Source organism: Comamonas sp. NLF-1-9 (assembly GCF_019195435.1).
GTDB lineage: Bacteria > Pseudomonadota > Gammaproteobacteria > Burkholderiales > Burkholderiaceae_C > Comamonas_C.
Genome location: NZ_CP078069.1, coordinates 2,933,863 through 2,960,160 on the forward strand (window position 1 = coordinate 2,933,863; position 26,298 = coordinate 2,960,160).

Sequence of the window (26,298 nt, forward strand, 5' to 3'; positions counted from 1 at the left end):
GCCCAAGGCGGGCGCGCGGATCTTTTATTTGCTGCTGCGCGCGGGCGGCGGCAGCGCCGTGATGGGCTGCAGGGATGCGTCCGCCAGCCCCGCAAGCAAGGCCTTGCCGCCGGGCAGCACCCGAAACTCGCCGTAGCGCGCCCGGCTGAAGCGCTCGGCCTGGCCTTCGGGGAAGAAGTAGGCGTCGGTCACCAGCGTCCAGCGGCCCTTGAGGTAGCGCAGCGGCAGCAGCAATTCATCGGCCGCCAGGGGTTCGTGCGGGCGGGCCAGGCGCTGCAGCTCGGCCACGCCTTGCGGGCCGAGCCGCGCCACCGCCTGCCGGCGCGCAGCCCAGCCCCGCGCGTCGGCTTGCTCAAGCTGGGTGCGCAACTGGGCGGGCAGGGTGAAGTTCAGCGCCATGTAGTCGCCCTGCAGCAGAGAGCGCGGATCGACCGGCGCGAGCGCGACGAAGACTTTTTGCCCCTGGGCGATGAGCTGCTGCTTGCGGCTTGCATCCTGGTGTACCAGCGCGAGCGCGACCAGCGCTGCCGCCAGCGCCGCGAGCGCCGCCGCACGGCCGCGCCGCCCCGTGCTGGCCGCGCTCCGGGGGGGCGGCGCAAGCGGCCTTTGCCCCGGCCTGCGCGACAGCGCGGCCACGGCCAGCGCCAGCAGCGTGCCCGCGCCCGCCAGCAGCAAGGCTTTGTCGCTCAGCGACCACTGCAGCAGGTAATAAAACTGCGCCAGTTGCACCAGCAGCACGGCCAGCGCCAGCCACAACAGGCGCGGGCGGCCCGTGCCCAGTGCCACGGTGCCGACCACGGCTGCCGTCTCTACCGGCAGCACCCAGCAGGCCAGCAGGAGCAGCGCATAGACCAGGGCCAGCAGCGGGCGGGCCGCGCGCATTTCGGCGGCGGCTTGCGCATCCGCCTGGCGCCGGCCCAGCAGCCAGGCGGCGCTGGCCGCTACCAGCAGGATGCGCAGCGCGATGCGGCCGTTGAAGTCGAACAGCGCCGGCAGGGTCTCGAGTGGCGACTGCGCGTCCAGGCCGACCAGCTCATTGCCAACGCCTTGCAGCGCCATCAGCAGCGGGGCGGTCAGCAGCAAGGCCACCGCGGCGCCATCGGCCAGCGCGCTCAGCCTGAGCGACCAGGCGCGCGGGCGCATGCGGGTCTGCCCCAGGCACCACCAGGCCCAGGCGGCTGTGAGCAGCCAGAGGTTGAGGCTCACGCCGTCTGCCAGCGCGCCCGAGAGCACGCCGTCGACCAGCTCGCCATCGCCGTGCAGCCCCAGCGGAATGAAGACAAAGGTCCACGCCGCCGCCATGCCCAGCAGGCGCTGCACCCAGACCACGCGCGCCAGCCATGCCGCGCCCAGTTGCAGCGCCAGCAGACCGATCAGCGGCCCGACAAGCATCGCGCGGCCCTGCGTCCACCAATGCAGGCCCCAGCTCAGCAGCCACATCACCTGACCCACGATCAGCAGGCTGAAGGCCATCTGCGCGGCAAACAGGCCGACTCGCTTGCGCAGCAGGTATAGCGCGGCGGCGGTGAAGGCCGCACAGCTCAGCAGTGAGCCGGGCAGGCGAAAGATGGCGCCCCAGGACAAAAGCGCGAGCACCCCCAGGCCGAGCGCCGCCACCAGACTCGCGCCGAGATAGCCCAGCACCATCACCAGCCAGGAAGGCTGCGCCTCCTGCTGCGCCGACTGCAAGGCCTGTGCGGGCAGCAGCCCCCGGGCGACGCCTTGCTGCAGCAGCCGGGTCTGCGCCTTCATGCCTGGGCGTCCCTGGCTTGCAGGCGGTAGAGCCAGCGCAGGCTCAGCCCGGTGCTGGCCGCCGCTGCCAGTGTCAGCAACAGCATGGGGCCTACCGCGAAGTCGTTGCCCAACTGAAACAGCCACCAGCCCAGCGTGCTCAGCACCATGGCGTTGGCGGCCATCAGCGCCAGCGCCAGCACGCCGTATTGGCGTGGCTGGCGGCGCCAGGCCAGCAGCAAGGCCCCGGCGATGAGCAGCGCGCACAGCCCGAACTGCGCGTCGGTATGGCGGCCCACCAGGTTGAGGATGCCGCCGGCGCTCCAGGCGCTCAGGGCCATCAGCGCGGCGATGGGCCAGCTAAGCGCAGGGCGCGGCTGGCGCATGAGCCCGCCAGCGCGCAAGGCCAGCGGCAGCAGGAACAGCGCCGCCCAGAGCAGCAGTTCCAGATAGCGATGCAGCGGCGTGGGGCCGTCCGGCGCCCAGAGGACTTGCAGTCCCAGCGGCGCGCCAGACCAGGCGAACAGAGCCGCGCCCGCGATCAGCAGCCACAGTGCCCACAGCCCGTCGTGGCGCGCGAGCAGCGCCCAGGGCAGGGCCAGCAGCGCCCAGATGGCAAACAGCTGCCAGGCGTCCGCGCCGGTCTGCCAGGTCTGGCCGACGAAGGCCAGCAAGGCGCCCAGCGCCAGCGTCGCCAGCAGCAGCAAGGCGGTGTGCGCACGCGCGATTAGCGCAAGCAGCAAGGCGGGCGCGAGCACCGCCGCCTCCAGCAGATGGAGGCGGGTTTGCAGCGCCATGTGCTGCCAGTTGGCGGCCACCCAGAAGATCAGCGCCGCACCCAGCAGCAACGCCGCCACCACGGCAAGCGCGCGTTGCAGCCGCTCGCGCAGCTGCGCTGGCGGCGCCTGCAGCCGCGCGAGCTGCCACAGCTGCCTGGCCTGCGCGGCGTCCAGCGCGTGCTGCCGGATCAACGCTTCAATGAAGGTATGCATCGGCCTTGGGGGGAGCGGGCTGCGGCGCGGCTTTGGGGGGCGGCCGGGCTCAGCGATAGAGCAGGGTCGGCAGCCACATGGTCAGCGGCGGCCAGAGCGCGGCGATGATCAGATCGACCATGGACACCAGCACCAGTGGCGCGATCGCGCGCGAAATCTTGCCCAGGCTGACCTGGGCGATGCCGCAACTGACGAACAGGCAGATGCCCACTGGCGGCGTGAGCATGCCGATCGCCAGGTTCACCACCACCAGCACGCCGAACTGCACCGGATCGACCTGCATCTGCGGCGTGAGCAGCGCCAGCACCGGGACGACGAGCAGCAGCGCGGCGGTGGTCTCCATCACGCAGCCGATGATGAGCAGCAGCAGCATCACCAGCAGCAGCAGACCTATGGGCGGCAGCGCCAGCGAATTGACGAAGGTGTTGAGCAGCTGCGCGCTTTGCTGCATTGCCAGCAGCCAGCCAAAGACCTTGGCCATGGCGATGATGAACAGGATGCTGCCCGCCGTCGCCTGCGAGCGGATGACGAGCCCAGGCAGTTCGCGCCAGGACAGCTCGCGGTTGATCACCGTGCCTACCAGCAGCGCGTAGAACACCGCCAGCGCCGCGCCTTCGGTCACGGTGACGATGCCGCCCAGGATGCCGCCGAGCACGATCACCGGCGCGCCCATGGACCACAGCGCCGCGCGCCCGGTCGCGCCGACCTGCCGCCAGGTGAAGGGCTGGCGCTCGCCATAGCCCTTGCGCCAGGAGATGAACACCGCCACCGCCATGAAGGAAAAACCCAGCAGCGCGCCCACCAGGATGCCGCCGGCGAACAACTGCGAGGTGGAGATGTTGGTCATGAACCCGAAGAGAATCATCGGGATCGACGGCGGGATGATGATGCCTATGGCCCCGCCCGCCGCCACCACGGCCGCGGCAAAGGCCGGCGGATAGCCCTGGCGCACCATGGTGGGAATGACCACCGCGCCGATCGCCGCCGTGTCGGCCGCGGCCGAGCCCGAAATGCCGGCGATGATGATGGACGCGCCTATGGCCGCCGCCGCCAGCCCGCCCGGCGCCCAGCCCACCAGGCTGTTGCAAAAGTCGATCAGGCGGCGCGAGATGCCGCCCACTTCCATGATGGCGCCGGCAATCATGAACAGCGGCACCGCCAGCAGGTCAAAGGAATCGACGCCGGAAAACAGTTGCTGCACCACCGTCTGGCCGAGCGCCGCCAGCGTCACCGAATCGGGGAACACGCCCGGCGTGATGATCAGGCCTATGGCCGGCAGCCCGATGCTGAGCGCCACCGGCAGACCCAGGGCCATGAGCAAGAACATCAGCCCGAAGAGCAGGACGATGATCATGTGGACGGGGCGTGCTTGACCGGGCCGGTCAGATCCACCAGCACGTGCAGCAGGAAGATGGCGGCCGAGACCGGCAGCACGGAGATCGGCAGCGACATTGGCATCTGCACCGCCGACGAGGTCTGATCCCAGGCCTTGAGCGTATAGCCCACGCCAAACCAGGTGATAAGGCCGAAGCAGGCCAGCGTGAGCCATTGCAGCAGGCGCACGATGGCGCGCTCGACCACCGGGCCGAAGCGGGCGCCGAAACCGGCCAGGCCGATGAATTCGGCGCGCTTGTAGGCGACGGTGGCGCCCAGGAAGCTGGTGGCCACCAGCATGTAGCGGCCCACCTCTTCAGACCAGCTCAGCGAATTGCCCATGTAGCGCGCCACCACCTGGACAAACAGGATGAGCGAAAACGCCACGCCGATCACCAGCAGCAGCCACTCCACCAGGCGGTTGGCGTAGTCACTGGCCCGGCGCAGCGCCTGGTGCAGCTTCATGCGTAGGATTGGCCTCTAGCCCTTGATACACCTGCGCTGACAGCTCACTTTTCGCTAGCGAGAATCTTGTCGACGATGGTCTTGGTGTCGCCCGTGAGCGAGGCGTAGACCGGCTGCGTTCTGGCGCGGAAGGCAGCAACGTCGGGGTTCGTCACCACCTGCACGCCGGCCGTCTGCAGCGCCGCAAGCTCCTTGGCCTCATTGTCGCGCACCTGGGCGCGGCCAAACGCCGAGGCCTGCGCGGCCGCGTCCATGAAGGCTTTCTGGTCGGCGGCGGGCAGCTTGTCGAAGAAGGGCTTGCTGCCGACGAAGACCAGCGCCGAATACACGTGGCGCGTGAGCGTCAGATACTTTTGCCCGACCTCGCTGAGCTTGGCCGCGGCGATCACCGAGATCGGGTTCTCCTGCCCGTCGAGCACGCCCTGCTGCAGCTGCGTGGTGATGGGCCAGGCCATGGGCGTGGGGTTGGCGCCTATGCCGCGCCAGATCGCCAGGTGCGTGGGCGACTCCATGGTGCGGATCTTCAGGCCCTTGACGTCCTCGGGCTCCTTGACCGCGCGCTTGGAGTTGGTCAGGTTGCGAAAGCCGTTGTCCAGAAAGTGCATGCCCACCAGGCCCGCCTTGCCAAAGCGCGCGAGCAAGTCCTGGCCTATGGGGCCGTCGAGCACCTTGTCCGTCTGCTCGTAGGAGCTGAACAGGAAGGGCATCTCGATCGCCTTGATCTCGGGCACGAAGGCCTCGACCGGGCCGGTGGTGCACACGCACATCTGCACCGTGCCCAGTTGCAATTGCTGCAGCACCTGGGTTTCGCTGCCGAGCGCGCCCGAGTGGTGGATGATGACCTCGTACTTGCCGGGCAGCTCCTTGTCCAGCACTTCCTTGAACTTCTGCGCCGACAGCGTGTGCACGAAGGAGGGCGCGGTGACGATGCCGATGTTGACTTGCACGGGCGCGGCGACGGCGGCGCTGGCAGCCCAGCCCAGGGTGGCGGCGCAGGCCAGGGCAGTGAAGGCGCGGGATATCAGTTTCATGCTTGGCTCCTTGGTGATTGGGGTGTTCTTGCGCATGCGGCCGCGGTGCGCCGGATGGGGAAAACGATGCTAGCAGAACGCGGTCTGCGCCCGGATGCCCCTGTGCGCGTTGTGCCGATGACGCGGCGCATGCGCACAGGTGCTCATTCCTGGAACAGCGAGGGCGCCTGGCCCGAAGGCTGCAGGCCCAGATGCCGCCAGGCGGCCAGCGTGGCCACGCGCCCGCGCGGCGTGCGCTGCAGGTAACCCTGCTGGATCAGGTAGGGCTCGATCACGTCCTCTATGGTGTCGGGCTCCTCGCCGATGTTGGCGGCAATCGTGTCCAGCCCGACCGGCCCGCCGTCAAAGCGCTGCACCACAGCCTCCAGCAGCTTGCGGTCCATCACGTCAAAACCCTGCGGATCCACGTCCAGCATGGCCAGCGCCCGCTGCGCGATGTCCTGGGTGATGCGCCCGTCGCCCTTGACGTCGGCATAGTCGCGCACGCGGCGCAGCAGGCGGTTGGCGATGCGCGGCGTGCCGCGCGAGCGCCGCGCGATCTCCATGCTCGCGTCGGCGTCTATCGGCGCGTTCATCAGCGCGCTGCTGCGCGTGACGATGCGCGACAACTCCTCTGGCGTGTAGAACTCCAGCCGCGCGACGATGCCGAAACGGTCGCGCAGCGGGTTGGTGAGCATGCCCGCGCGCGTGGTCGCGCCCACCAGGGTGAAGGGCTGCAGGTCCAGCTTGATCGAGCGCGCCGCCGGCCCCTCGCCGATCATGATGTCGATCTGGTAGTCCTCCAGCGCCGGGTAGAGGATTTCTTCGACCACGGGCGAGAGGCGATGGATCTCGTCGATGAAGAGGACGTCGTTTCTCTCCAGGTTGGTGAGCAGCGCCGCCAGGTCTTTGGGCTTTTCCAGCACCGGGCCGCTGGTCTGGCGCAGATTCACCCCGAGCTCGTGCGCGATGATGTGCGACAGCGTCGTCTTGCCCAGGCCCGGCGGGCCGAACAGCAGCACGTGGTCCAGCGCCTCGGCGCGCTTCTTGGCCGCGCCGATGAAGATCTCGAGCTGCTCGCGCGCCTTGGTCTGACCCACGTATTCATCCAGCAGTTTGGGGCGCAGCGCGCGCTCCAGCGCCTCTTCCTGCGGCGAGGCCGCCGCCGCGGAAACCGTGCGCAGCGGCGCAGCGGGCGCAGCTGCAAAGTCGTCGGTGTGGATGCTCATGTGCAGCGCATTGTCCGTCAGGGTTTGAGCCAGCGGTGCAGCGCCTGCGCAAAGCTCAGCTCGAAGCGCCCGAAGTAGTCGCGGCCCGCGGGGTTGCTGCAGCTGGAGGTGCCGCCAAAGAGCTGCCCTACCAGATAGCGGCGCTGGTCCAGCGTGATGAAGGCTGCGGCGCCGCTGCTGCCCGGCTCGACCACGCCCTGCTGCCAGTTCACCGCGAGGAAGGTAGCGCCCGCAGGCCCGCTCGCGGTGCACAGGTTGGCGCTGGTGTTGCACACGCTGTAGCCGGTGATCATGCCGCGACTGAGCTGCTGCAGATCGCCTTCGGCGTGGTGCACGACGGAGATGGCGGTCCCGGGCAGCGCGCCCGAGCCGAAATAGGAGCCGGCGTAGACCACGCCGGGCGGCGCGCTGTCGTTCAGGCGCAGAAAGCTGGTGTCGGTGCCTTCGTCGGCATACAGCAGCGTGGCGCCGCCGCTGCGCTGCACATGCCCGGGCGCAGTGCTGCTGGCGCCGCAAGCGCTGGCACGCAGCAGCCAGTCGGTAGTCAGCGTGGAGGCGGTCGCCTGGTCGGCAATGCAATGGCGCGCGGTCAGCAGCCAGGGCGTGCCGCTGGAGCCGTAGTCGTTCATCAGCGTGCCGCTGCACTGGTAGGCGCGGCCATCGGGCTTCACGTAGCGCAGGCGCGCGACCGAGCGGCCTTGTTCGATGAATTCCGGGCTGCAACTGACGCTTGCCTCGCAGCTGCCCGCGGCCTTGGCCAGGCCAAGCTGCTGCGCGGGCGTGATCGTGGTGTGCGAGAGCAGCGGCACCGCCAGGCGCAGCTGGGCAACGGGCGCATCGGCCGGGATCTCGAGGACGAGCGTGGCCTGCTCGCCGGCGAGCTCTGGGCTCCAGTAGCTGCGGGCGCTGTGCTCGTCCATGCCGGCGGCGAGATTGCGCGCCGCCAGGGCCTGCCACTGCGCGGCGGTGAGCAGTTGCGCTTCACCGCTCGCGCCGATGAACCACGCCTGAGCGCCGGCCGGCAGCGCCTGCAGCTGCAGCCCAAGGCGCAGGCCCTGCGCCCCCGGGGCGACAAAGCGCAGCGCTGCAATGCGCGTGCCGCGGTCGCTGTCTTGCCAGTGCAGCAGCGCGGCGGTCTGCTCGGCGCTGGCCGTCGCCGCGATGCGCCGGCCCGTGCCGATCTGCAGCGGCGCGCCCGCAGCCGCGTCGGCCACGGCGGGCGGTGTGGGCGCGAGCGGCGCCAGCGTGACTTGCGCAATCTGCGCCGTCGCGGGCAGCGCCGGAGCCACGGGCGCGCCCGATGCCGCCACTGGCGCCTGCTTGGCTCCAAGGCCCGGGTCGAAGGGTTCGATGCGGTCGGCGGCCGTGGGCGGCGGCGCCGGCGGTACCGGTACCGGTGCGGGTACGGGTTCTGGCGCGGGCGTGGGCGCGGGTGCGGGCGTGGGCGCGGGCGCGGGCGCGGGCGTGGGCGGCTGCGGGGTCGGCGCCGGGTCGGAGCTGCCGCCGCCACAGGCGGCGAGGGCGAGCAGGCAAGCCAGCAGGGCGAGCCGTGTGGTGCGGGTGTGCATGAAGCCTCCGTTCTTCATTTGGCCAGCGCCTTGAGCGCGAGCTTGATGCCTTCGCTCACGCCCACCTCGGGCGGCAAGGCCTTGAGGCTGCTGGCCGCTTCCTTGTCGTTGTAGCCCAGCGCCAGCAGCGCCTGCAGGATGTCGTTCTGGGCCGCGCTGCCCGGCTGGGCGCGCACGCCGATGTCGGCGCCGAGCTTGCCCTTGAGCTCGAGCAGCAGCCGCTCGGCGGTCTTTTTGCCTATGCCGGGCACCTTGACCAGGCGCGCGCTCTCCTGCAGCGTGATCGCCTGGGCCAGGTCGGCGGCGTCTATGCCCGAAAGGATGGCGAGCGCCGTGCGCGGGCCCACGCCGCTGACCTTGATCAGTTCGCGAAAGGTGCGCCGCTCCGCCGCCGTGCCAAAGCCGTAGAGCAGTTGTGCGTCCTCGCGCACGATGAAGTGGGTGAGCAGCGCGACCGGCTCGCCGGCCGCCGGCAGGTTGTAGAAGGTGCTCATCGGCACCAGCACCTCATAGCCCACGCCGTGGCAGTCGACCAAGACCTCGGGCGGGTTCTTCTCGAGCAGCCGGCCCGTCAGTTTGCCTATCATTCACATCCTCTGCCGCCTGAGCGCGGCGCCTGCCGGAAATTATCCGCGTGATCCTGCGCCACACCTTCACCCCCCTGAGCAATCTGCGCCTGGCGCACCTGTGCGGCCCCGCCGACGAGCATCTGCGCCAGATCGAACTGGCGCTGCAGGTGAAGATCTCGCACCGCCAAGAGTACTTCAGGGTCGAAGGCCCCAAGGCTGCGGCCACGCGCGCCATGGAGGTATTGCAGGCGCTGTACGAGATGGCCGGGCGCCCGCTGCGGCCCGAGCAGGTGCAACTGCTGCTGGCCAGCGAGGTGACGCTGGCGCAGGACGAGGACGGGGCGCTGCGCCTGTCCACGCGGCGCAGCGACCTGAAGGCGCGCACGCCCAACCAGAGCGTGTACCTGCAAAGCATCGCCGGCCACGACATCACCTTCGGCATCGGCCCGGCCGGCACCGGCAAGACCTATCTGGCCGTGGCCTGCGCGGTGGACGCGCTGGAGCGCCAGGCGGTGCAGCGCATCGTCCTCACGCGCCCGGCGGTGGAGGCGGGCGAGCGCCTGGGCTTTCTGCCGGGCGACCTGACGCAGAAGGTCGATCCCTACCTGCGCCCGCTCTACGACGCGCTCTACGAACTGATGGGGTTTGACCGCGTGCAAAAGGCCTTCGAGCGCGCGCAGCTTGAAATTGCGCCGCTGGCTTTCATGCGCGGCAGGACGCTGAACAATGCCTTCGTAATCCTGGACGAGGCGCAGAACACCACGCCCGAACAGATGAAGATGTTCCTCACGCGCATAGGCTTTGGCTCGCGCGCGGTGGTGACGGGCGACGTCAGCCAGATCGATCTGCCGCGCGGCGCCACCAGCGGCCTGGTGGACGCCGAGCGTATCCTCAGGCGCGTGGCCGGCATTGCCATCACCCACTTCACCAGCGCCGACGTGGTGCGCCACCCGCTGGTGGCGCGCATCGTCGACGCCTACGACGCGCAACGCAAGGCGCGCGCCTGAATCGTTTTTTTTCTACTTGCCATGCTTGTTACCCTGCTCAAATCCAAGATTCACCGCGCACGCGCCACGCACTGCGACCTGCACTACGAGGGCTCCTGCGCCATCGACGAAGACCTGCTGGACGCCGCCGGCATCCTGGAAAACGAGCAGGTGCACATCTGGAACGTGGACAGCGGCCAGCGCTTCGTCACCTACGCCATCAAGGGCGAGCGGGGCAGCGGCATGGTGTCGGTCAACGGCTCGGCCGCGCGCCGCGCCTGCGTGGGCGATCTGCTCATCATCGCGGCCTTTGCCCAGATGAGCCAGGAGGAAGTGGCCACGCACCAGCCGCGCCTGGTCTTCGTCGACGAGAAGAACCGCCAAGTCTCGCTCAGCCACCGCGTGCCGACGCAGATGATGAATTCCTGAATTCATAGCTGCCCGCGCTTTATCCACGGGCGCTGGAGCCCTATTTCTTTCAAAAATGCCACTCGCGCAACTGGCCCTGTCCTTGCAATTTGCCCGCGACGCCGCGCAGCACCGCCCGCTGCTCGCAAGGCACCGGGTGGCGCGCTGGATACGCCACGCGCTGGAAGCCGACGCCGAGATCACGGTGCGCATCGTCGGCGAGCCCGAAGGCCGCCAGCTCAACGCCACCTACCGCGGCAAGGACTACGCGACCAACGTGCTCACCTTCGACTACCAGCAGCAGCCGCTGGTGCTGGCCGACCTGGTGCTCTGCGCCCCGGTGGTCGAGCGCGAAGCGCGCGAGCAGAACAAGACGCTGCAGGAGCACTATGCGCACCTGCTGGTGCACGGCACGCTGCACGCCCAGGGCTGGGACCACGAAACCGGCGAAGAAGATGCGCGCGCGATGGAAGCGCGCGAAACCGCCATCCTGCAGCGCCTGGGTTTTGCCGACCCCTATGGGGAGCCCGGCCGCTGAACGCCTGGCGCGGGGCCTGAACCCGGCGCAGCCCCGCCCGGCGCACCGACGCACCACAGAGACCACACCACCATGGACATCGCCCTGCTGCTCATCGCCGCCTTTTTCGCCGGCACGCTGAACGCCGTTGCCGGTGGCGGCAGCTTTCTCACGCTGCCCGCCCTGATCGCCGTCGGCGTGCCTTCGGTCACTGCCAACGCGACCGGCACGGTGGCGCTGCTGCCGGGCTATGTGGCCAGCATCTTCGGCTCGCGCGAGGACATGGAGCCCGCGCCCGGGCTGTCCATGCGCCTGGTCATCGTGCTGTCGCTCGTGGGCGGCGTGCTGGGCGCGGCGCTGCTGCTGGTGACGTCCAACGCCGCCTTCAACCGCCTCATCCCCTGGCTGCTGCTGGCGGCCACCGCGATGTTCGCCTTCGGCCCGCAGCTGCGCCGCTGGGCCGACAGCCATCGCGCAGCGGGTGCGCAGCCCTCGCGCGCCAAGGCGGTGGCAGGGCTGCTGCTGGTGTCCGGCTACGGCGGCTATTTCAATGGCGGCATGGGCATTCTGATGCTTGCGCTCTTCGGCCTGCTCGGGCAGACGCGCCTGAACGCAATGAACGCGATCAAGAACCTCGTCTCCACGCTGCTGACCGCGATCGCGGTGGCCATCTACGCCGCGGGCGGCATCGTGCAGTGGAAGGAGGCCTTCATCATGATGGTCGCCGCCACGCTGGGCGGCTACCTGGGCGCGCGCGGCGCGCGCAAGCTGCCTGCACCGGTGCTGCGCTGGGGCATCGTCGTCATCGGGCTGGTGATGACGGTGTTGTTCTTCCTCAAGCAGTAAGCGCGCTGCGCTGGCGCGCAAGCCATGCGGGTAGCTGCGCCATGTGGGTGATGATGTCCGCCACGCCGGCATCCTGCAATTGCCGCGCGGTGTTGACCGCACCGTGCGCGCGGCACAGGCCGAGCACGGTGGCGCCCGCGTCCACGCCGGCGCGCACGCCCGTCGTCGTGTCCTCCACCACCAGACAGCGCTCGGGTGCCACGCCCAAGCTTGCGGCCGCGGCCAGATAGACGTCGGGCGCGGGCTTGCTGCGCGCCAGATCGTGGCCGCTGAACACATGCACGCCGAAGTAGCCGCTGAGCCCCACCTTGGCCAGCTGCATCTGCACCTTGGCCAGATCGGCCCCCGAGGCGCAGGCGATGCGCCCGCCCAGCAAGCCATGCACCGCCTGCACGGCGGCGATCGCGCCCTCCACCGCCTGCAGCTCGGCCTGCAGGCGGGCGTTGCGCCGCGCGTAGAACTGCGCCATCCAGGCATCGGTCAGCGGCCTGCCGGTTTCGCGGGCGATCAGCGCCGCCTGGCTGCGCACCGCCTTGCCAATGAAGATCTCCAGGCATTGCTGCGGGCTCAGCGCCCAGCCGGCTTCGTTGAGCATCTGGCAGAGCACGCCGTTGGTGATGGCTTCGCTGTCCACCAGCACGCCGTCGCAGTCGAACAGCACGGCGTCGAAACGGCGGGGCGGGGGCAAGCAGGTGTCCATGGTCTGGCAGGGCGGCACGAGGGCGCGGTCTGGAAAAAAGAAGCGCGCGGGCGCGCGGGAGTGAGCGCGCCGATTGTGCCCGCGCCCGCGCAAACTGCCCGGGCGCGGCGCCTGGCGCTGCGACAATCGGCGCCATGAAATCCACCTATGTGTTGACTCTGTCCTGCCCCGACCGCCTGGGGCTGGTGCACGCGGTATCGGGCTTTCTGCTCGAGCACGGCGGCAACATCGAAGAAGCCGCCCAGTACAACGACCTGGCGACCGGCCTGTTCTTCATGCGCGTGCAGTTCGCCTGCGAGCAGGCCGACCATGCGGCGCTGAGCGAGCACCTGGGCAGCTTTGCCGCGCCCTTTTCCATGGCCTGGAGCCTGCACGACCGCAGCCGGCCGATGAAGACCGTGATCCTGGTGAGCCAGCAAGGCCATTGCCTGAACGATCTGCTGTTTCGTGTGCGCAGCGGCCTGCTGCCCATCGAGGTGGTCGCAATCATCAGCAACCACCGCGACTTCTACCAGTTGGCCGCGGGCTACGACATCGCCTTTCACCACCTGCCGGTGAACGCCGCGAACAAGGCCCATGTCGAGCAGCGTCAACTTGAAATCATCGAGTCCGCCGGCGCCGAGCTGGTGGTGCTGGCGCGCTACATGCAAATCCTCTCCGACGCGCTGTGCAGCAAGCTGGCAGGCCGCGCGATCAACATCCACCACAGCTTCCTGCCCAGCTTCAAGGGCGCCAAGCCTTACCACCAGGCGCACCAGCGCGGGGTCAAGCTGATCGGCGCTACCGCGCATTACGTCACCGCCGACCTGGACGAAGGCCCGATCATCGAGCAGGACGTGGCGCGCGTGGACCACACCCACACCGTGGAAGACCTGACCGCGCGCGGGCGGGACACCGAAAGCCAGGTGCTGGCGCGCGCCGTCAAGTGGCACAGCGAGCACCGCGTGCTGCTCAACGGGCACAAGACGGTGGTGTTTCGCTAGCCCGACAGTTCTTCCCAGCGCTGCAGCGCCTGCATCAAGAGCTCTTCGATCTGCGCGTCGCGCTGGTGCAGCGACACGGCGCGCGCGTTGTCGCGGCTGTAGAGCGTGCCATCGGCCAGTTCTTCGCGCAGCGCCCGCTGTTCGGCTTCCAGTGCATCGATCTGCTCGGGCAATTGTTCGAGTTCGCGCTGTTCCTTGTAGCTGAGCTTCTTCTTTTGCGGCGGCTCCTTGGCGGCAGGCTGGCGTGGCGCGTCCGCCTTGGGTGCGGCGGGCGCCGCCGGGGCCTGGGCGGCGGCCCATTGCGCGCTGCGCCGCGACTGGGTGAGCCAGTCCTGCACGTTGCCTTCGTATTCGCGCCAGCGCCCCTGGCCTTCGCTGGCGATGATGCTGGTCACCACGTTGTCCACGAAACGCCGGTCGTGGCTGACCAGAAAGACCGTGCCTTCGTAGTTTTGCAGCAACTCCTCCAGCAGCTCCAGCGTGTCGATGTCCAGGTCGTTGGTCGGCTCGTCGAGCACCAGCACGTTGGCCGGGCGCGCGAACAGGCGCGCGAGCAGCAGGCGGTTGCGCTCGCCGCCCGACAGTGAACGCACCGGAGAGTGCGCGCGCGCTGGCGAGAACAGGAAGTCCGCCAGGTAGCTGCGCACATGCTTGCGCTCGCGCCCTATCTCTATCCATTCGCTGCCCGGGCTGATGAAGTCTTCCACCGTCGCATCCACGTCGAGCTGGGCGCGCAACTGGTCGAAGTAGGCCACCTGCAGCGTGGCGCCCAGACGCACGGTGCCGCTGTCGGGCTGCAGCTCGCCCAGCATCAGCTTGAGCAGCGTGGTCTTGCCCGCGCCGTTGGGCCCGAGCAGCCCGACCTTGTCGCCGCGCACAATGGTGGCGCTGAAATCCTGCACCACCTGTTTGTCGCCAAAGGCCTTGGACACGTTCTCGAGCTGCGCCACCACCTTGCCCTGGTAGGCACCACTGGCGGAATCGACATCCATCTTCACGCGCCCCAGCGTCTGGCGGCGCTGTGCGTGTTCCTGGCGCAGCGCCTGCAGGCGGGCGATGCGGCTCTGGCTGCGCGTGCGCCGCGCCTCCACGCCCTTGCGTATCCAGACCTCCTCCTGCGCCAGCAGCTTGTCGGCCTTGGCGTTGAGGACCTCCTCGCGCGCGAGTTGCTCGGCCTTCTGGCGCTGGTAGGCGGCAAAGTTGCCGGGGTAGGAAAGCAGCTTGCCGCGGTCCAGCTCGACAATGCGCGTGGCCACCGCGTCGAGGAAACTGCGGTCGTGCGTGATCGTCACCACGCTGCCCGCAAAGCCCAGCAGCAAGTCTTCCAGCCAGGCGATGGCGTCCAGATCGAGATGGTTGGTCGGCTCGTCGAGCAGCAGCACCTGCGGTCTGGCCACGAGGGCCTGCGCCAGCGCCACGCGTTTTTGCATGCCCCCGGAAAGCTCGCCCACGGGCTGCTCGCCTCGCAGCTTCAGGCGCTGCAGCGCTTCCTGTACGCGCTGCTCCCAGGTCCAGGCGTCGAGCGCCTCGATCCGCGTTTGCAGGTTTGCAAGTTCGAGCGCGTCGCTGCTCTGCTGGTAGCGCTCGCGCAATGCGATGGCCTCCTGCAGGCCCAGGGCCACGGTGTCAAAGACCGACGCCTGCGGCTCAAAGCGGGGCTCCTGCGCGACATAGGCCACCCGCGTGCCTTGCTCCAGCACCAGCGCGCCATCGTCGAGCGTCGCCAGGCCCGCCAGCACCTTGAGCAGCGAAGACTTGCCCGCGCCATTGCGCCCGATCAAGCCGACGCGCTCGCCCGCTTCGAGCGAAAAACCCGCCTTGTCCAGGAGCGGCCAGTGCCCGAAGGCAAGCTGCCCCTCCATCATCGTGATCACTGCCATGCGGGCAGTTTATAGGGGCGCTCCAGGCCCTCTGAATCTTTTTCCTCGCCCATCTTGCGCGCTGCTCAAAACTTGGTATAGAATTCAGGGCTTCGCTGATCGCAGCGCTCTTTCTTGAACCGGGTTCTCTCTTGGGGGCTTTGGGGTGTGATGGGAAGAGACAGGGTTCGTTAACAACACACAGCCGATAAGCGTGGGCGTTTGGCTCGGTGCAGCTGCAAAGCGGCGCGCCCGCCTGGCCCGAGAGGGGCTTTGACTGCCATAGTTGGTGCTGGCGCGCAAGCGCTGCGCTGCTGGGGCAGGCGAGGGCCATCTTGGAGCTCTGGCACACCAAACGCTCATGAGAAAAGGAAGTGAGGATTCACTTCAATTTCCGTTTTTGAGTGAGCACAAGCAAAAGATCGAACTGTAGAGTTTGATCCTGGCTCAGATTGAACGCTGGCGGCATGCCTTACACATGCAAGTCGAACGGTAACAGGCTCTTCGGAGCGCTGACGAGTGGCGAACGGGTGAGTAAAGCATCGGAACGTGCCCGGTAGTGCGGGATAGCTCGGCGAAAGCCGGATTAATACCGCATGAGATCCGTGGATGAAAGCAGGGGACCCCTAGTGGGCCTTGCGCTACTGGAGCGGCCGATGTCGGATTAGGTAGTTGGTGGGGTAAAGGCCTACCAAGCCTGCGATCTGTAGCTGGTCTGAGAGGATGATCAGCCACATCGGGACTGAGACACGGCCCGAACTCCTACGGGAGGCAGCAGTGGGGAATTTTGGACAATGGGGGCAACCCTGATCCAGCCATGCCGCGTGCAGGATGAAGGCCTTCGGGTTGTAAACTGCTTTTGTACGGAACGAAAAGTTCTTCTCTAATACAGAGGGACGATGACGGTACCGTAAGAATAAGCACCGGCTAACTACGTGCCAGCAGCCGCGGTAATACGTAGGGTGCGAGCGTTAATCGGAATTACTGGGCGTAAAGCGTGCGCAGGCGGCCATGCAAGACAGTGGTGAAATCCCCGGGCTCAACCTGGGAACTGCCATTGTGACTGCATGGCTGGAGTACGGCAGAGGGGGGTGGAATTCCGCGTGTAGCAGTGAAATGCGTAGATATGCGGAGGAACACCGATGGCGAAGGCAGCCCCCTGGGCCTGTACTGACGCTCATGCACGAAAGCGTGGGGAGCAAACAGGATTAGATACCCTGGTAGTCCACGCCCTAAACGATGTCAACTGGTTGTTGGGGATTCATTTCTTCAGTAACGAAGCTAACGCGTGAAGTTGACCGCCTGGGGAGTACGGCCGCAAGGTTAAAACTCAAAGGAATTGACGGGGACCCGCACAAGCGGTGGATGATGTGGTTTAATTCGATGCAACGCGAAAAACCTTACCCACCTTTGACATGGCAGGAATCCTTCAGAGACGAAGGAGTGCTCGCAAGAGAGCCTGCACACAGGTGCTGCATGGCTGTCGTCAGCTCGTGTCGTGAGATGTTGGGTTAAGTCCCGCAACGAGCGCAACCCTTGCCATCAGTTGCTACGAAAGGGCACTCTGATGGGACTGCCGGTGACAAACCGGAGGAAGGTGGGGATGACGTCAAGTCCTCATGGCCCTTATAGGTGGGGCTACACACGTCATACAATGGCCGGTACAAAGGGCAGCGAAGCCGCGAGGTGAAGCCAATCCCATAAAGCCGGTCGTAGTCCGGATTGCACTCTGCAACTCGAGTGCATGAAGTCGGAATCGCTAGTAATCGTGGATCAGCATGTCACGGTGAATACGTTCCCGGGTCTTGTACACACCGCCCGTCACACCATGGGAGCGGGTCTCACCAGAAGCAGGTAGCCTAACCAATTGGAGGGCGCTTGCCACGGTGGGGTTCGTGACTGGGGTGAAGTCGTAACAAGGTAGCCGTATCGGAAGGTGCGGCTGGATCACCTCCTTTCTGGATACAACACAGAAAAAAAGCGCACAGAGCGCAAGCACAGGCGGCAGCCGCTGCTCTGCACAAGCGCTGGCCAGGCGCCCACACTTATCGGTTGTTGGACAGCACAAGGGGTGTGTGTCACCAGCGGTCCGGGCCCGGCAAAGGGTTCGAATGCAGTTTGACCGATTGGGGTCTGTAGCTCAGCTGGTTAGAGCACCGTCTTGATAAGGCGGGGGTCGTTGGTTCGAGTCCAACCAGACCCACCAATCCCTGGGCAAAAGATCGTGACAGCAATGGCGATCAAGATTGCGCTTGCCAGGCAAGGCGCGAGCAAGGGCCGTGTAGCAGCGCTACACAAGCGACCGAGCAACGCAGCATGGCGGGCGCAAAGGGGGATTAGCTCAGCTGGGAGAGCACCTGCTTTGCAAGCAGGGGGTCGTCGGTTCGATCCCGTCATCCTCCACCAGTGTGCCCAAACCGGTGCACCCCAAGCCAGATGCAGTGGCAATCTCAAAGCAAGCCAGAAGCGCCTGCTTTGACATTGGCATGAGCCAAGAAACTGGAAGCGCAAAACGCTTCCCGGCTGTTCCTTAAAAATTCACAGAGTCGAATCAGCGCTGCTGATGGCAAGGGCGTCCGCGAGGATGCGCAGTGTCATCGGTGGCAAAGAATTTGATTGCGTCAAAACGAACATGAGATTCGAGAGAAACTCTGTTTGAGTAATGACGAATGGTTCTCAAAGCACTGCTGTAAAAGGCAGAGCCAAGAAAGAAATTCGCGTTACGGCATGAAAACGCGCGAGGTGCAAGACCTCGCAAGTTGACTTGAAAGCAAGACTTGGAGGCTGCAAGGCTTCAAAGTTATAGGGTCAAGTGAACAAGAGCATGTGGTGGATGCCTTGGCGATGATAGGCGAAGAAAGACGTGGTAGCCTGCGAAAAGCTTCGGGGAGCTGGCAAACAAGCATTGATCCGGAGGTCTCTGAATGGGGAAACCCACCCGATGAGGGTATCGGTGCCTGAATACATAGGGCACGCGAGGCAAACCAGGGGAACTGAACCATCTCAGTACCCTGAGGAAAAGACATCAACCGAGATTGCGAAAGTAGTGGCGAGCGAAATCGCAGCAGCCTTCTAGAGATAGTCAGGCGGTTAGCAAAGCGGCATGGAAAGGCCGGCCATAGTGGGTGATAGCCCCGTATGCGAAAACCGTTTGGTGGTACCAGGCTAGAGACAAGTAGGGCGGGGCACGAGAAACCCTGTCTGAACATGGGGGGACCATCCTCCAAGGCTAAATACTCATCATCGACCGATAGTGAACCAGTACCGTGAGGGAAAGGCGAAAAGAACCCCGGGAGGGGAGTGAAATAGATCCTGAAACCGCATGCTTACAAAAAGTCGGAGCCCGCAAGGGTGACGGCGTACCTTTTGTATAATGGGTCAGCGACTTACATTCAGTGGCAAGCTTAACCGAATAGGGAAGGCGCAGGGAAACCGAGTCCGAACAGGGCGTCTTAGTCGCTGGGTGTAGACCCGAAACCAGGTGATCTATCCATGGCCAGGATGAAGGTGTTGTAACAGGCACTGGAGGTCCGAACCGACTGGTGTTGCAAAACCAGCGGATGAGCTGTGGATAGGGGTGAAAGGCTAAACAAACCTGGAAATAGCTGGTTCTCTCCGAAAACTATTTAGGTAGTGCCTCGCGTATTACCTTCGGGGGTAGAGCACTGTTTAGGCTAGGGGGTCATGGCGACTTACCAACCCTAGGCAAACTCCGAATACCGAAGAGTAGAGCGCGGGAGACAGTGCACCGGGTGCTAACGTCCGGACACAAGAGGGAAACAACCCAGACCGCCAGCTAAGGTCCCTAAAATTGGCTAAGTGGGAAACGAAGTGGGAAGGCTAAAACAGTCAGGATGTTGGCTTAGAAGCAGCCATCATTTAAAGAAAGCGTAATAGCTCACTGATCGAGTCGTCCTGCGCGGAAGATGTAACGGGGCTCAAGCCAGTTACCGAAGCTGCGGATGCACAACTTGTTTGTGCGTGGTAGGAGAGCGTTGTGTAAGCCTGTGAAGGTGTCTGGTAACGGATGCTGGAGGTATCACAAGTGCGAATGCTGACATGAGTAGCGTTAAAGCGGGTGAAAAGCCCGCTCGCCGTAAGCGCAAGGTTTCCTACGCAACGTTCATCGGCGTAGGGTGAGTCGGCCCCTAAGGTGAGGCAGAGATGCGTAGCTGATGGGAAACGGGTCAATATTCCCGTACCGCTCAATGGTGCGATGTGGGGACGAAGAAGGTTAGCTCAGCCAACTGTTGGACATGTTGGTTCAAGCCTGTAGTCGTGCCCGGTAGGCAAATCCGCCGGGCTGAGATGAGGGGTGACAACGAGGGCACTTGTGCCTGAAGTGAGTGATACCCTGCTTCCAGGAAAAGCCACTAAGCTTCAGCCATTGACGACCGTACCGCAAACCGACACTGGTGCGCGAGATGAGTATTCCAAGGCGCTTGAGAGAACTGCGGAGAAGGAACTCGGCAAATTGATACCGTAACTTCGGGAGAAGGTATGCCGCAAGTAGGTGAGGCCTGTACAGGTGGAGCCCAAAGCGGTTGCAATAAATCGGTGGCTGCGACTGTTTAATAAAAACACAGCACTCTGCAAAGACGAAAGTCGACGTATAGGGTGTGACGCCTGCCCGGTGCTGGAAGATTAAGTGATGGGGTGCAAGCTCTTGATCGAAGTCCCAGTAAACGGCGGCCGTAACTATAACGGTCCTAAGGTAGCGAAATTCCTTGTCGGGTAAGTTCCGACCTGCACGAATGGCGTAACGATGGCCACACTGTCTCCTCCGCAGACTCAGCGAAGTTGAAATGTTTGTGATGATGCAATCTCCCCGCGGAAAGACGGAAAGACCCCATGAACCTTTACTGTAGCTTTGTATTGGACTTTGAACGGATCTGTGTAGGATAGGTGGGAGGCTTTGAAGGGTGCTCGCTAGAGTGCCTGGAGCCAACGTTGAAATACCACCCTGGTGCGTTTGAGGTTCTAACCTTGGGCCCTGATCGGGCTTGGGGACAGTGCATGGTAGGCAGTTTGACTGGGGCGGTCTCCTCCCAAAGCGTAACGGAGGAGTTCGAAGGTACGCTAGTTACGGTCGGACATCGTGACGATAGTGCAATGGCACAAGCGTGCTTGACTGCGAGACTGACACGTCGAGCAGGTGCGAAAGCAGGACATAGTGATCCGGTGGTTCTGTATGGAAGGGCCATCGCTCAACGGATAAAAGGTACTCTGGGGATAACAGGCTGATACCGCCCAAGAGTTCATATCGACGGCGGTGTTTGGCACCTCGATGTCGGCTCATCTCATCCTGGGGCTGTAGTCGGTCCCAAGGGTATGGCTGTTCGCCATTTAAAGAGGTACGTGAGCTGGGTTTAAAACGTCGTGAGACAGTTTTGTCCCTATCTTCCGTGGGCGCTGCAGATTTGAGGAGACCTGCTCCTAGTACGAGAGGACCGGAGTGGACGCACCGCTGGTGTACCTGTTGTCACGCCCGTGGCATCGCAGGGTAGCTATGTGCGGAAGAGATAAGCGCTGAAAGCATCTAAGCGCGAAACTCCCTCCAAGATGAGATCTGCCGGGGGCTAGACCCCCCTGAAGGGTCGTTGTAGACCACAACGTTGATAGGCTGGGTGTGCAAGAGCAGCAATGCCCGCAGCTAACCAGTACTAATTGCCCGTGAGGCTTGACCCTATAACCTTGAGGCCCAAAAAACACCAAAAAAGCCCAAGGTCCATGCCAAAGACTCAATCAAATTCCCAAAACGATTCGACTGCTGTGAATGAGCTGCACAAAAAAAGGCGCCACAACGCCCCCACAACGTGCAGCTACCCTTTACGCCTGATGACAATAGCAAGCCGGAACCACCCCTGCCCATCCCGAACAGGACCGTGAAACAGCTTCGCGCCAATGATAGTGCGGACTCCCGTGTGAAAGTAGGTCATCGTCAGGCACCCATACCAACAACAAACCCCCTGCCTCAAGCACCATACATGTGCCATGGACAGGGGGTTTGGTGTTTGCGGAAAGTGACGACGTGCAATTGGCAGATGCCTTGTATTCCCAGGGTTTCGGCACCCGCCGTTTCTGCCAGGCGCTGATCGAGCGTGGCCTGGTAGCGGTTCGCTCACGGAGCGGCGCACCTTGCATCGTGCGCGAGCCGAACCAGGACGTGGACGAAGATGGCCTGATCCTGCGAGTCGATGATCAAGACTGGCCGTTTCAGCGCAAGGCCTATCTGATGCTGCACAAGCCGGCCGGCACCGAATGCTCGCAGCGCCCGCGCAGCCATCCAAGCATCTACAGCCTGCTGCCCGCGCCGCTGCGCCAGCGCCCGGTGCGTGGCGGCACGCCCGGCGTGCAGGCGGCGGGGCGGCTCGATCAGGATACGACGGGGCTGCTGCTCCTGAGCGACGACGGCCAGTTTCTGCACCGCATGAGCTCGCCCCGGCATCGGGTGCCCAAGCGCTACCGCGTCTGGACCCGGCATGCGATCGACGCGAGCCAGATGCAGCGGCTGCTGTCGGGCGTGGTGCTCGACGACGATCCCAAGCCGGTTGCTGCTACCGGATGCGAAGCGGTCGCAGACCGGGTGCTGGATCTGACGCTCACCCAGGGCAAATACCACCAGGTCAAGCGCATGCTGGCCGCCGTGGGCAACCGGGTTGAGCGGCTGCACCGCATGCAGATCGGCGCGCTGGGCTTGCCGGGCGATCTTGCGCCGGGTCAATGGCGCTGGCTGGATGCCGATCAGCTTGGGCTGGCAATGAGCCCAGCCCTGCCGTGATTTGGCCTGTGGGTGCTGCCTCCCTAGAATCGGCCCAGCGGCCCCGTTCCAGGCGGCCGGTTCGAGACCATGCCTGTGACCTACACCATCAGCGACCTGGCGCGCGAGTTCGACCTGACTACGCGTGCCATTCGTTTTTACGAGGACATGGGGCTGCTGCGGCCCACGCGCTCGGGCCCGGGCGGGCGCTCGCGCGTGTACAGCGGGCGTGACCGCACCCGCCTGAAGCTGACGCTGCGCGCCAAGCGCCTGGGGTTGTCGCTGACCCAGGCCAAGGAAATCATCGACCTCTACGAGAGTCCGCGCGACACCGGCGCGCAGTTGCGCAAGTTCCTGCAGGTGCTCGGCCAGCACCGGCGCGAGCTGGAAGCGCAGATGCAGGATCTGCAGGCCAATCTGGACGAAGTGCAAGAACACGAGCGCGAGGCCCTGAGCCTGCTTTCCAGGCTGGCACAGGCGCCGGAAAGAAATGCCGGATAATTGACGTTTACGTAAACGTAACTTAACTGCCGGCATCGCCCGGCTTTCAGGAGGACACCATGGCGACTGCACTCTCTCTGCCGGGCCTGAACTTTCAGCTGGGCGAGGACATCGACGCGCTGCGCGATGCGGTGCGCGACTTCGCGCAGGCCGAGATCGCGCCGCGCGCCGCCGAGATTGATCACAGCGATCAATTCCCCATGGATGTCTGGCGCAAGCTGGGGGACTTGGGCGTGCTGGGCGTCACCGTGCCCGAGCAGTACGGCGGGGCCAACCTCGGCTATCTCGCGCACATGATCGCGATGGAGGAGATCTCGCGCGCCAGCGCTTCCGTCGGGCTGTCCTATGGCGCGCACAGCAATCTGTGCGTGAACCAGATCAACCGCAATGGCAGCGACGCGCAGAAAGCCAAATACCTGCCCAAGCTGGTGAGCGGCGAGCACGTCGGGGCGCTGGCGATGAGTGAACCGGGCGCCGGCTCGGACGTGATCAGCATGAAGCTCAGGGCCGAGGACAAGGGCGGCTACTACCTGCTCAATGGCTCCAAGATGTGGATCACCAACGGGCCGGATGCCGACACCCTCGTGGTCTATGCCAAGAGCGAACCCGAACTCGGCGCGCGCGGTGTCACGGCCTTTTTGATCGAGAAGGGCATGAAGGGTTTTTCGATCGCGCAAAAGCTTGACAAGCTGGGCATGCGCGGCAGCCATACGGGCGAGCTGGTGTTCCAGGATGTCGAGGTGCCCTTTGATAACGTGCTCGGCGGCGTGAACAACGGCGCCAAGGTCTTGATGAGCGGTCTGGACTACGAGCGTGCGGTGCTCACCGGCGGGCCGCTCGGCATCATGCAGGCGGTGATGGACAACGTCATCCCCTACATCCACGACCGCAAGCAGTTTGGCCAGAGCATCGGCGAGTTCCAGCTCATCCAGGGCAAGGTGGCCGACATGTACACCGTGCTGCAGGCGGCGCGCAGCTTTGCCTACACCGTGGCCAAGAACCTGGACATGCTTGGCAAGGACCACGTGCGCCAGGTGCGCAAGGACTGCGCAAGCGTCATCCTCTGGTGCGCCGAGAAAGCCACCTGGATGGCCGGCGAGGGCATACAGATTCACGGCGGCAACGGCTACATCAACGAATTTCCGCTGGGGCGTCTGTGGCGCGATGCCAAGTTGTATGAAATCGGCGCGGGCACGAGCGAGATCCGCCGCATGCTGATTGGCCGCGAATTGTTCGCGGAAACCTGTTGAGCAGCAGTTCTGCCCGAAAACCCATAGGAGAGGCTTGATGCCGACCACCAATATTGCCGACCTGTTCGAGAACAACCGCGCCTGGGCGGCGCAGATGGAGAAGGAGCGCCCGGGCTTTTTCACCAAGCTCAAGGCGCAGCAAAAGCCGCGCTACATGTGGATAGGCTGCTCGGACAGCCGCGTGCCGGCCAACCAGATCTCGGGCCTGGAGCCGGGCGAGGTCTTCGTGCACCGCAATATCTCCAACGTGGTGGTGCCGACCGACCTGAACTGTCTGTCGGTGGTGCAGTACGCGGTCGACCAGCTCAAGGTCGCGCACCTGATGATCGTCGGCCACTATGGCTGCGGCGGCGTGCTTGCGGCGTTGCAAGACCAGCGCATCGGTCTGGCGGACAACTGGATACGCCACGTGCAAGACGTGCGCGACAGGCATCTGGCGCTGCTGGAAAAGACCCCGGTGCAATGGCGCCACGACGTGCTGTGCGAACTCAACGCCATCGAGCAGGTGGTAAACATCGCGCACTCCACCGTGATCCAGGACGCCTGGGCACGCGGGCAGAAGCTCGAACTGCACGCCTGGTGCTACGGCCTGAGCGACGGCTTGATCACCGACCTGAAGATGTCCGTGCCCAGCGTCAACGGACTGCAGGCGGCCTACCGCGACGCGGTCGCGCTGGTAGGCACGCGCGAGCGCGGCTGAGCTGCCGCCGGCGGGGCGCGCCATGCCTTCCGAGCGCCTCGATGCCCCGCAGGCCTGGGAGATCGCCCGGGCCATGGTCGATGGCTTCAACCGGCACTACTCGCTGTTTCGGCTGGAGTCGGCGCGCGCCAAGCATCGTTTTGAAACGCGTGACTGGCACGGCCAGCAGCGCGCCCAGCGCGAGCGCATCGAGTTCTACGACCTGCGCGTGCTCGAATGCGTGCGCCGGCTGAACAAGGAATTCCACGCTGCAAGGCTCCCCATGGCGCTGTGGCACCAGGTCAAGCTGCATTACATCGGCCTGCTGGTCGAGCACCGCCAGCCGGAACTTGCCGAGACTTTTTTCAATTCGGTCACGACCAAGATCCTGCACCGCACGCACTTTCACAACGACTTCATCTTCGTGCGTCCCGCCGTGAGTACCGACTATCTGGAAGACCACGCCCCGGGCGCGCGCGCGAGCTACCGCGCCTACTACCCGCACCCGCACAGCCTGCGCGAGACGCTGCGGCGCATCGTTGAAGATTTCGCCCTGCAATGCCCGTTTGAAGACCTGGAGCGCGACATTGCGCGGGTGCATGCGGCCTTGGCGCCGCGCATTGCGACCTACACGCTGCGCGCCAACTTCCAGATCCAGGTGCTGGCCAGTCTGTTCTACCGCAACAAGGGCGCCTACCTTGTGGGCCGAGTGATCAATGGCTATACCGAGCTGCCCTTCGCGCTGCCCATCCTGCATGCCGAGGATGCCCGTCTGTACATCGACGCGGCGCTGTTTGGCGAGGACGACTTGCTGGCGCTGTTCAGCTTCGCCCGGGCCTACTTCATGGTGGACATGGACGTGCCCAGCGCCTGCGTGCAATTCCTGCGCAGCCTGATGCCGCGAAAGCCCGTGGCCGAGCTGTACAACGCGATAGGCCTGGCCAAGCAGGGCAAGACCCTGTTCTACCGCGAGTTCCTCTCGCACCTGAAGCACTCCAGCGACCAGATGCGCATCGCACCCGGCATCAAGGGCACGGTGATGCTGGTGTTCGACCTGCCGAGCTTTCCCTACGTGTTCAAGCTCATCAAGGACAGGTTTGCGCCGCAAAAGGAAACCACGCGCGCGCAGGTGCAGTCCAAGTACCTGCTGGTCAAGCACCACGACCGCGTCGGCCGCATGGCCGACACGCTGGAATACAGCCTGGTGGCGCTGCCGCGCGAGCGTTTTTCCGACGAGCTCATGGCCGAACTGCTGGCCGAGGCGCCCAGCCAGATCGAACTGAGTGAACGCGACGGGCGTGAAGAGGTGATCATCCGCCACCTCTACATCGAGCGGCGCATGGTGCCGCTGAACCTGCATCTGAAAGAGCTGCTGGACGCCGGAATCGAGCGGCCCGAGGTCTGCGCGCAGCTCGAGCGCGTCGTCATCGAATACGGCAACGCGCTCAAGGACCTGGTGGCGGCCAACATCTTCCCGGGCGACATGCTGTGGAAGAATTTTGGCGTGACCCGCGGCGGTCGCGTGGTGTTCTACGACTACGACGAGATCGAGTACCTGACCGATTGCCACTTCCGCGCGGTGCCCGAGCCGCGCACCGAAGAAGAAGCCTTGTCCGGCGAGGTGTGGTATCCCGTCGGCCCGCGCGACGTGTTTCCCGAGACCTTTGCGCCCTTCCTGCTCGGCCATCCTGCCGTGCGGGACATTTTTTTGCGCCACCATGGTGAGCTGCTCACGCCCGAATACTGGCAGGCGCACCAGGAACGCATACGCCAGGGCCACCTCTATGATGTTTTCCCCTATGGCGCGCAGCAGCGCTTCGAACCGCACCGCCTTGCGGTGTGACGCTTTTTTGTTGATTCCGTCAGGAGAT

The 26,298-nt window shown here is 64.9% G+C and carries 20 protein-coding genes, 2 tRNA genes and 3 rRNA genes; 15 read left to right on the forward strand and 10 right to left on the reverse strand.

Translation table 11 applies throughout. The annotated features are described in order from the left end of the window. Positions 1–24: 24 nt before the first annotated feature. From KUD94_RS14185 to ruvA, 8 genes are all read right to left on the reverse strand, one after another. Entirely contained in the window at positions 25–1,752 is a 1,728-nt protein-coding gene (locus KUD94_RS14185) for a GDYXXLXY domain-containing protein (protein ID WP_218237812.1), read from the reverse strand. Next, positions 1,749–2,723, reverse strand: a complete 975-nt coding sequence (locus KUD94_RS14190; protein ID WP_218237813.1) for a DUF2157 domain-containing protein — start codon at positions 2,721–2,723, stop codon at positions 1,749–1,751. The genes KUD94_RS14185 and KUD94_RS14190 overlap by 4 nt, the downstream gene beginning before the upstream one ends. Before the next feature lie 49 nt (positions 2,724–2,772). Then, positions 2,773–4,077 (reverse strand): TRAP transporter large permease, encoded by a 1,305-nt coding sequence (locus KUD94_RS14195; RefSeq protein WP_218237814.1) that lies wholly within the window; start codon positions 4,075–4,077, stop codon positions 2,773–2,775. Further along, positions 4,074–4,562, reverse strand: a complete 489-nt coding sequence (locus KUD94_RS14200; protein ID WP_218237815.1) for a TRAP transporter small permease — start codon at positions 4,560–4,562, stop codon at positions 4,074–4,076. The genes KUD94_RS14195 and KUD94_RS14200 overlap by 4 nt, the downstream gene beginning before the upstream one ends. A gap of 44 nt (positions 4,563–4,606) precedes the next feature. Continuing rightward, positions 4,607–5,593: a DctP family TRAP transporter solute-binding subunit gene (locus tag KUD94_RS14205; RefSeq protein ID WP_218237816.1), complete on the reverse strand. Its 987-nt coding sequence runs from the start codon at positions 5,591–5,593 to the stop codon at positions 4,607–4,609. A gap of 143 nt (positions 5,594–5,736) precedes the next feature. Then, positions 5,737–6,801, reverse strand: coding sequence for a Holliday junction branch migration DNA helicase RuvB (ruvB, locus tag KUD94_RS14210; protein WP_218237817.1), 1,065 nt, complete (start codon positions 6,799–6,801; stop codon positions 5,737–5,739). Between the two features lie 17 nt (positions 6,802–6,818). Beyond that, complete coding sequence (locus KUD94_RS14215) at positions 6,819–8,369, reverse strand: serine protease (protein WP_218237818.1); 1,551 nt, start codon at positions 8,367–8,369, stop codon at positions 6,819–6,821. A gap of 14 nt (positions 8,370–8,383) precedes the next feature. Further along, positions 8,384–8,956 (reverse strand): Holliday junction branch migration protein RuvA, encoded by a 573-nt coding sequence (gene ruvA, locus KUD94_RS14220; RefSeq protein ID WP_218237819.1) that lies wholly within the window; start codon positions 8,954–8,956, stop codon positions 8,384–8,386. A 47-nt stretch (positions 8,957–9,003) separates the two neighbouring features. Here ruvA and KUD94_RS14225 point away from each other — a divergent pair, with 47 nt between their 5' ends. The 4 genes from KUD94_RS14225 (at position 9,004) to KUD94_RS14240 (ending at position 11,695) form a co-directional block, all read left to right on the forward strand. Further along, positions 9,004–9,945: a PhoH family protein gene (locus tag KUD94_RS14225; RefSeq protein ID WP_218237820.1), complete on the forward strand. Its 942-nt coding sequence runs from the start codon at positions 9,004–9,006 to the stop codon at positions 9,943–9,945. Positions 9,946–9,966: 21 nt separating this feature from the next. Further along, positions 9,967–10,353 (forward strand): aspartate 1-decarboxylase, encoded by a 387-nt coding sequence (gene panD / locus KUD94_RS14230; RefSeq protein WP_218237821.1) that lies wholly within the window; start codon positions 9,967–9,969, stop codon positions 10,351–10,353. Between the two features lie 55 nt (positions 10,354–10,408). Then, positions 10,409–10,870, forward strand: coding sequence for an rRNA maturation RNase YbeY (gene ybeY / locus KUD94_RS14235; RefSeq protein ID WP_218237822.1), 462 nt, complete (start codon positions 10,409–10,411; stop codon positions 10,868–10,870). A 72-nt stretch (positions 10,871–10,942) separates the two neighbouring features. Further along, positions 10,943–11,695, forward strand: a complete 753-nt coding sequence (locus tag KUD94_RS14240; protein WP_218237823.1) for a sulfite exporter TauE/SafE family protein — start codon at positions 10,943–10,945, stop codon at positions 11,693–11,695. Here the strand turns inward: KUD94_RS14240 and KUD94_RS14245 are convergent. After that, complete coding sequence (locus KUD94_RS14245; protein ID WP_218237824.1) at positions 11,685–12,395, reverse strand: HAD family phosphatase; 711 nt, start codon at positions 12,393–12,395, stop codon at positions 11,685–11,687. The two genes, KUD94_RS14240 and KUD94_RS14245, sit on opposite strands and share 11 nt — an antisense overlap. A 134-nt stretch (positions 12,396–12,529) precedes the next feature. Between KUD94_RS14245 and purU the strand changes: the two genes are divergently transcribed. Beyond that, positions 12,530–13,378, forward strand: a complete 849-nt coding sequence (gene purU, locus KUD94_RS14250) for a formyltetrahydrofolate deformylase (protein WP_218237825.1) — start codon at positions 12,530–12,532, stop codon at positions 13,376–13,378. Here the strand turns inward: purU and KUD94_RS14255 are convergent. Beyond that, positions 13,375–15,258 carry an ATP-binding cassette domain-containing protein gene (locus KUD94_RS14255; protein ID WP_218237826.1) on the reverse strand — a complete coding sequence of 628 codons (1,884 nt, stop codon included), beginning with the start codon at positions 15,256–15,258 and terminating at the stop codon, positions 13,375–13,377. The genes purU and KUD94_RS14255 overlap by 4 nt on opposite strands. 403 nt (positions 15,259–15,661) lie before the next feature. Here KUD94_RS14255 and KUD94_RS14260 point away from each other — a divergent pair. The 10 genes from KUD94_RS14260 to aceK all read left to right on the forward strand — a co-directional run bounded on the left by KUD94_RS14260 (position 15,662) and on the right by aceK (position 26,270). Then, positions 15,662–17,195, forward strand: a 16S ribosomal RNA gene (locus tag KUD94_RS14260). 171 nt (positions 17,196–17,366) lie between these two features. Next, positions 17,367–17,443: transfer RNA gene (locus tag KUD94_RS14265), tRNA-Ile, on the forward strand. 124 nt (positions 17,444–17,567) lie between these two features. Then, a tRNA-Ala gene (locus KUD94_RS14270) sits at positions 17,568–17,643 on the forward strand. Between the two features lie 400 nt (positions 17,644–18,043). Beyond that, positions 18,044–20,925 (forward strand): 23S ribosomal RNA (locus KUD94_RS14275). Positions 20,926–21,071: 146 nt separating this feature from the next. Next, positions 21,072–21,184 (forward strand): 5S ribosomal RNA (rrf, locus tag KUD94_RS14280). Together the 16S, 23S and 5S rRNA genes with 2 tRNA genes alongside form the textbook arrangement of a ribosomal RNA operon. Positions 21,185–21,268: 84 nt before the next feature. After that, positions 21,269–22,018 (forward strand): pseudouridine synthase, encoded by a 750-nt coding sequence (locus KUD94_RS14285; RefSeq protein ID WP_218237827.1) that lies wholly within the window; start codon positions 21,269–21,271, stop codon positions 22,016–22,018. Positions 22,019–22,087: 69 nt separating this feature from the next. Continuing rightward, positions 22,088–22,498, forward strand: coding sequence for a MerR family DNA-binding transcriptional regulator (locus KUD94_RS14290; protein WP_218237828.1), 411 nt, complete (start codon positions 22,088–22,090; stop codon positions 22,496–22,498). 59 nt (positions 22,499–22,557) lie between these two features. After that, on the forward strand, positions 22,558–23,748 hold the full coding sequence (locus tag KUD94_RS14295; RefSeq protein ID WP_218237829.1) for an isovaleryl-CoA dehydrogenase: 1,191 nt from the start codon (positions 22,558–22,560) through the stop codon (positions 23,746–23,748). A 37-nt stretch (positions 23,749–23,785) separates the two neighbouring features. After that, entirely contained in the window at positions 23,786–24,448 is a 663-nt protein-coding gene (gene can, locus KUD94_RS14300; RefSeq protein WP_218237830.1) for a carbonate dehydratase, read from the forward strand. 22 nt (positions 24,449–24,470) lie between these two features. Next, a complete protein-coding gene (aceK, locus tag KUD94_RS14305) occupies positions 24,471–26,270 on the forward strand; it encodes a bifunctional isocitrate dehydrogenase kinase/phosphatase (protein ID WP_218237831.1) in 1,800 nt (599 codons plus the stop codon). The last annotated feature ends 28 nt before the right edge of the window (positions 26,271–26,298 follow it).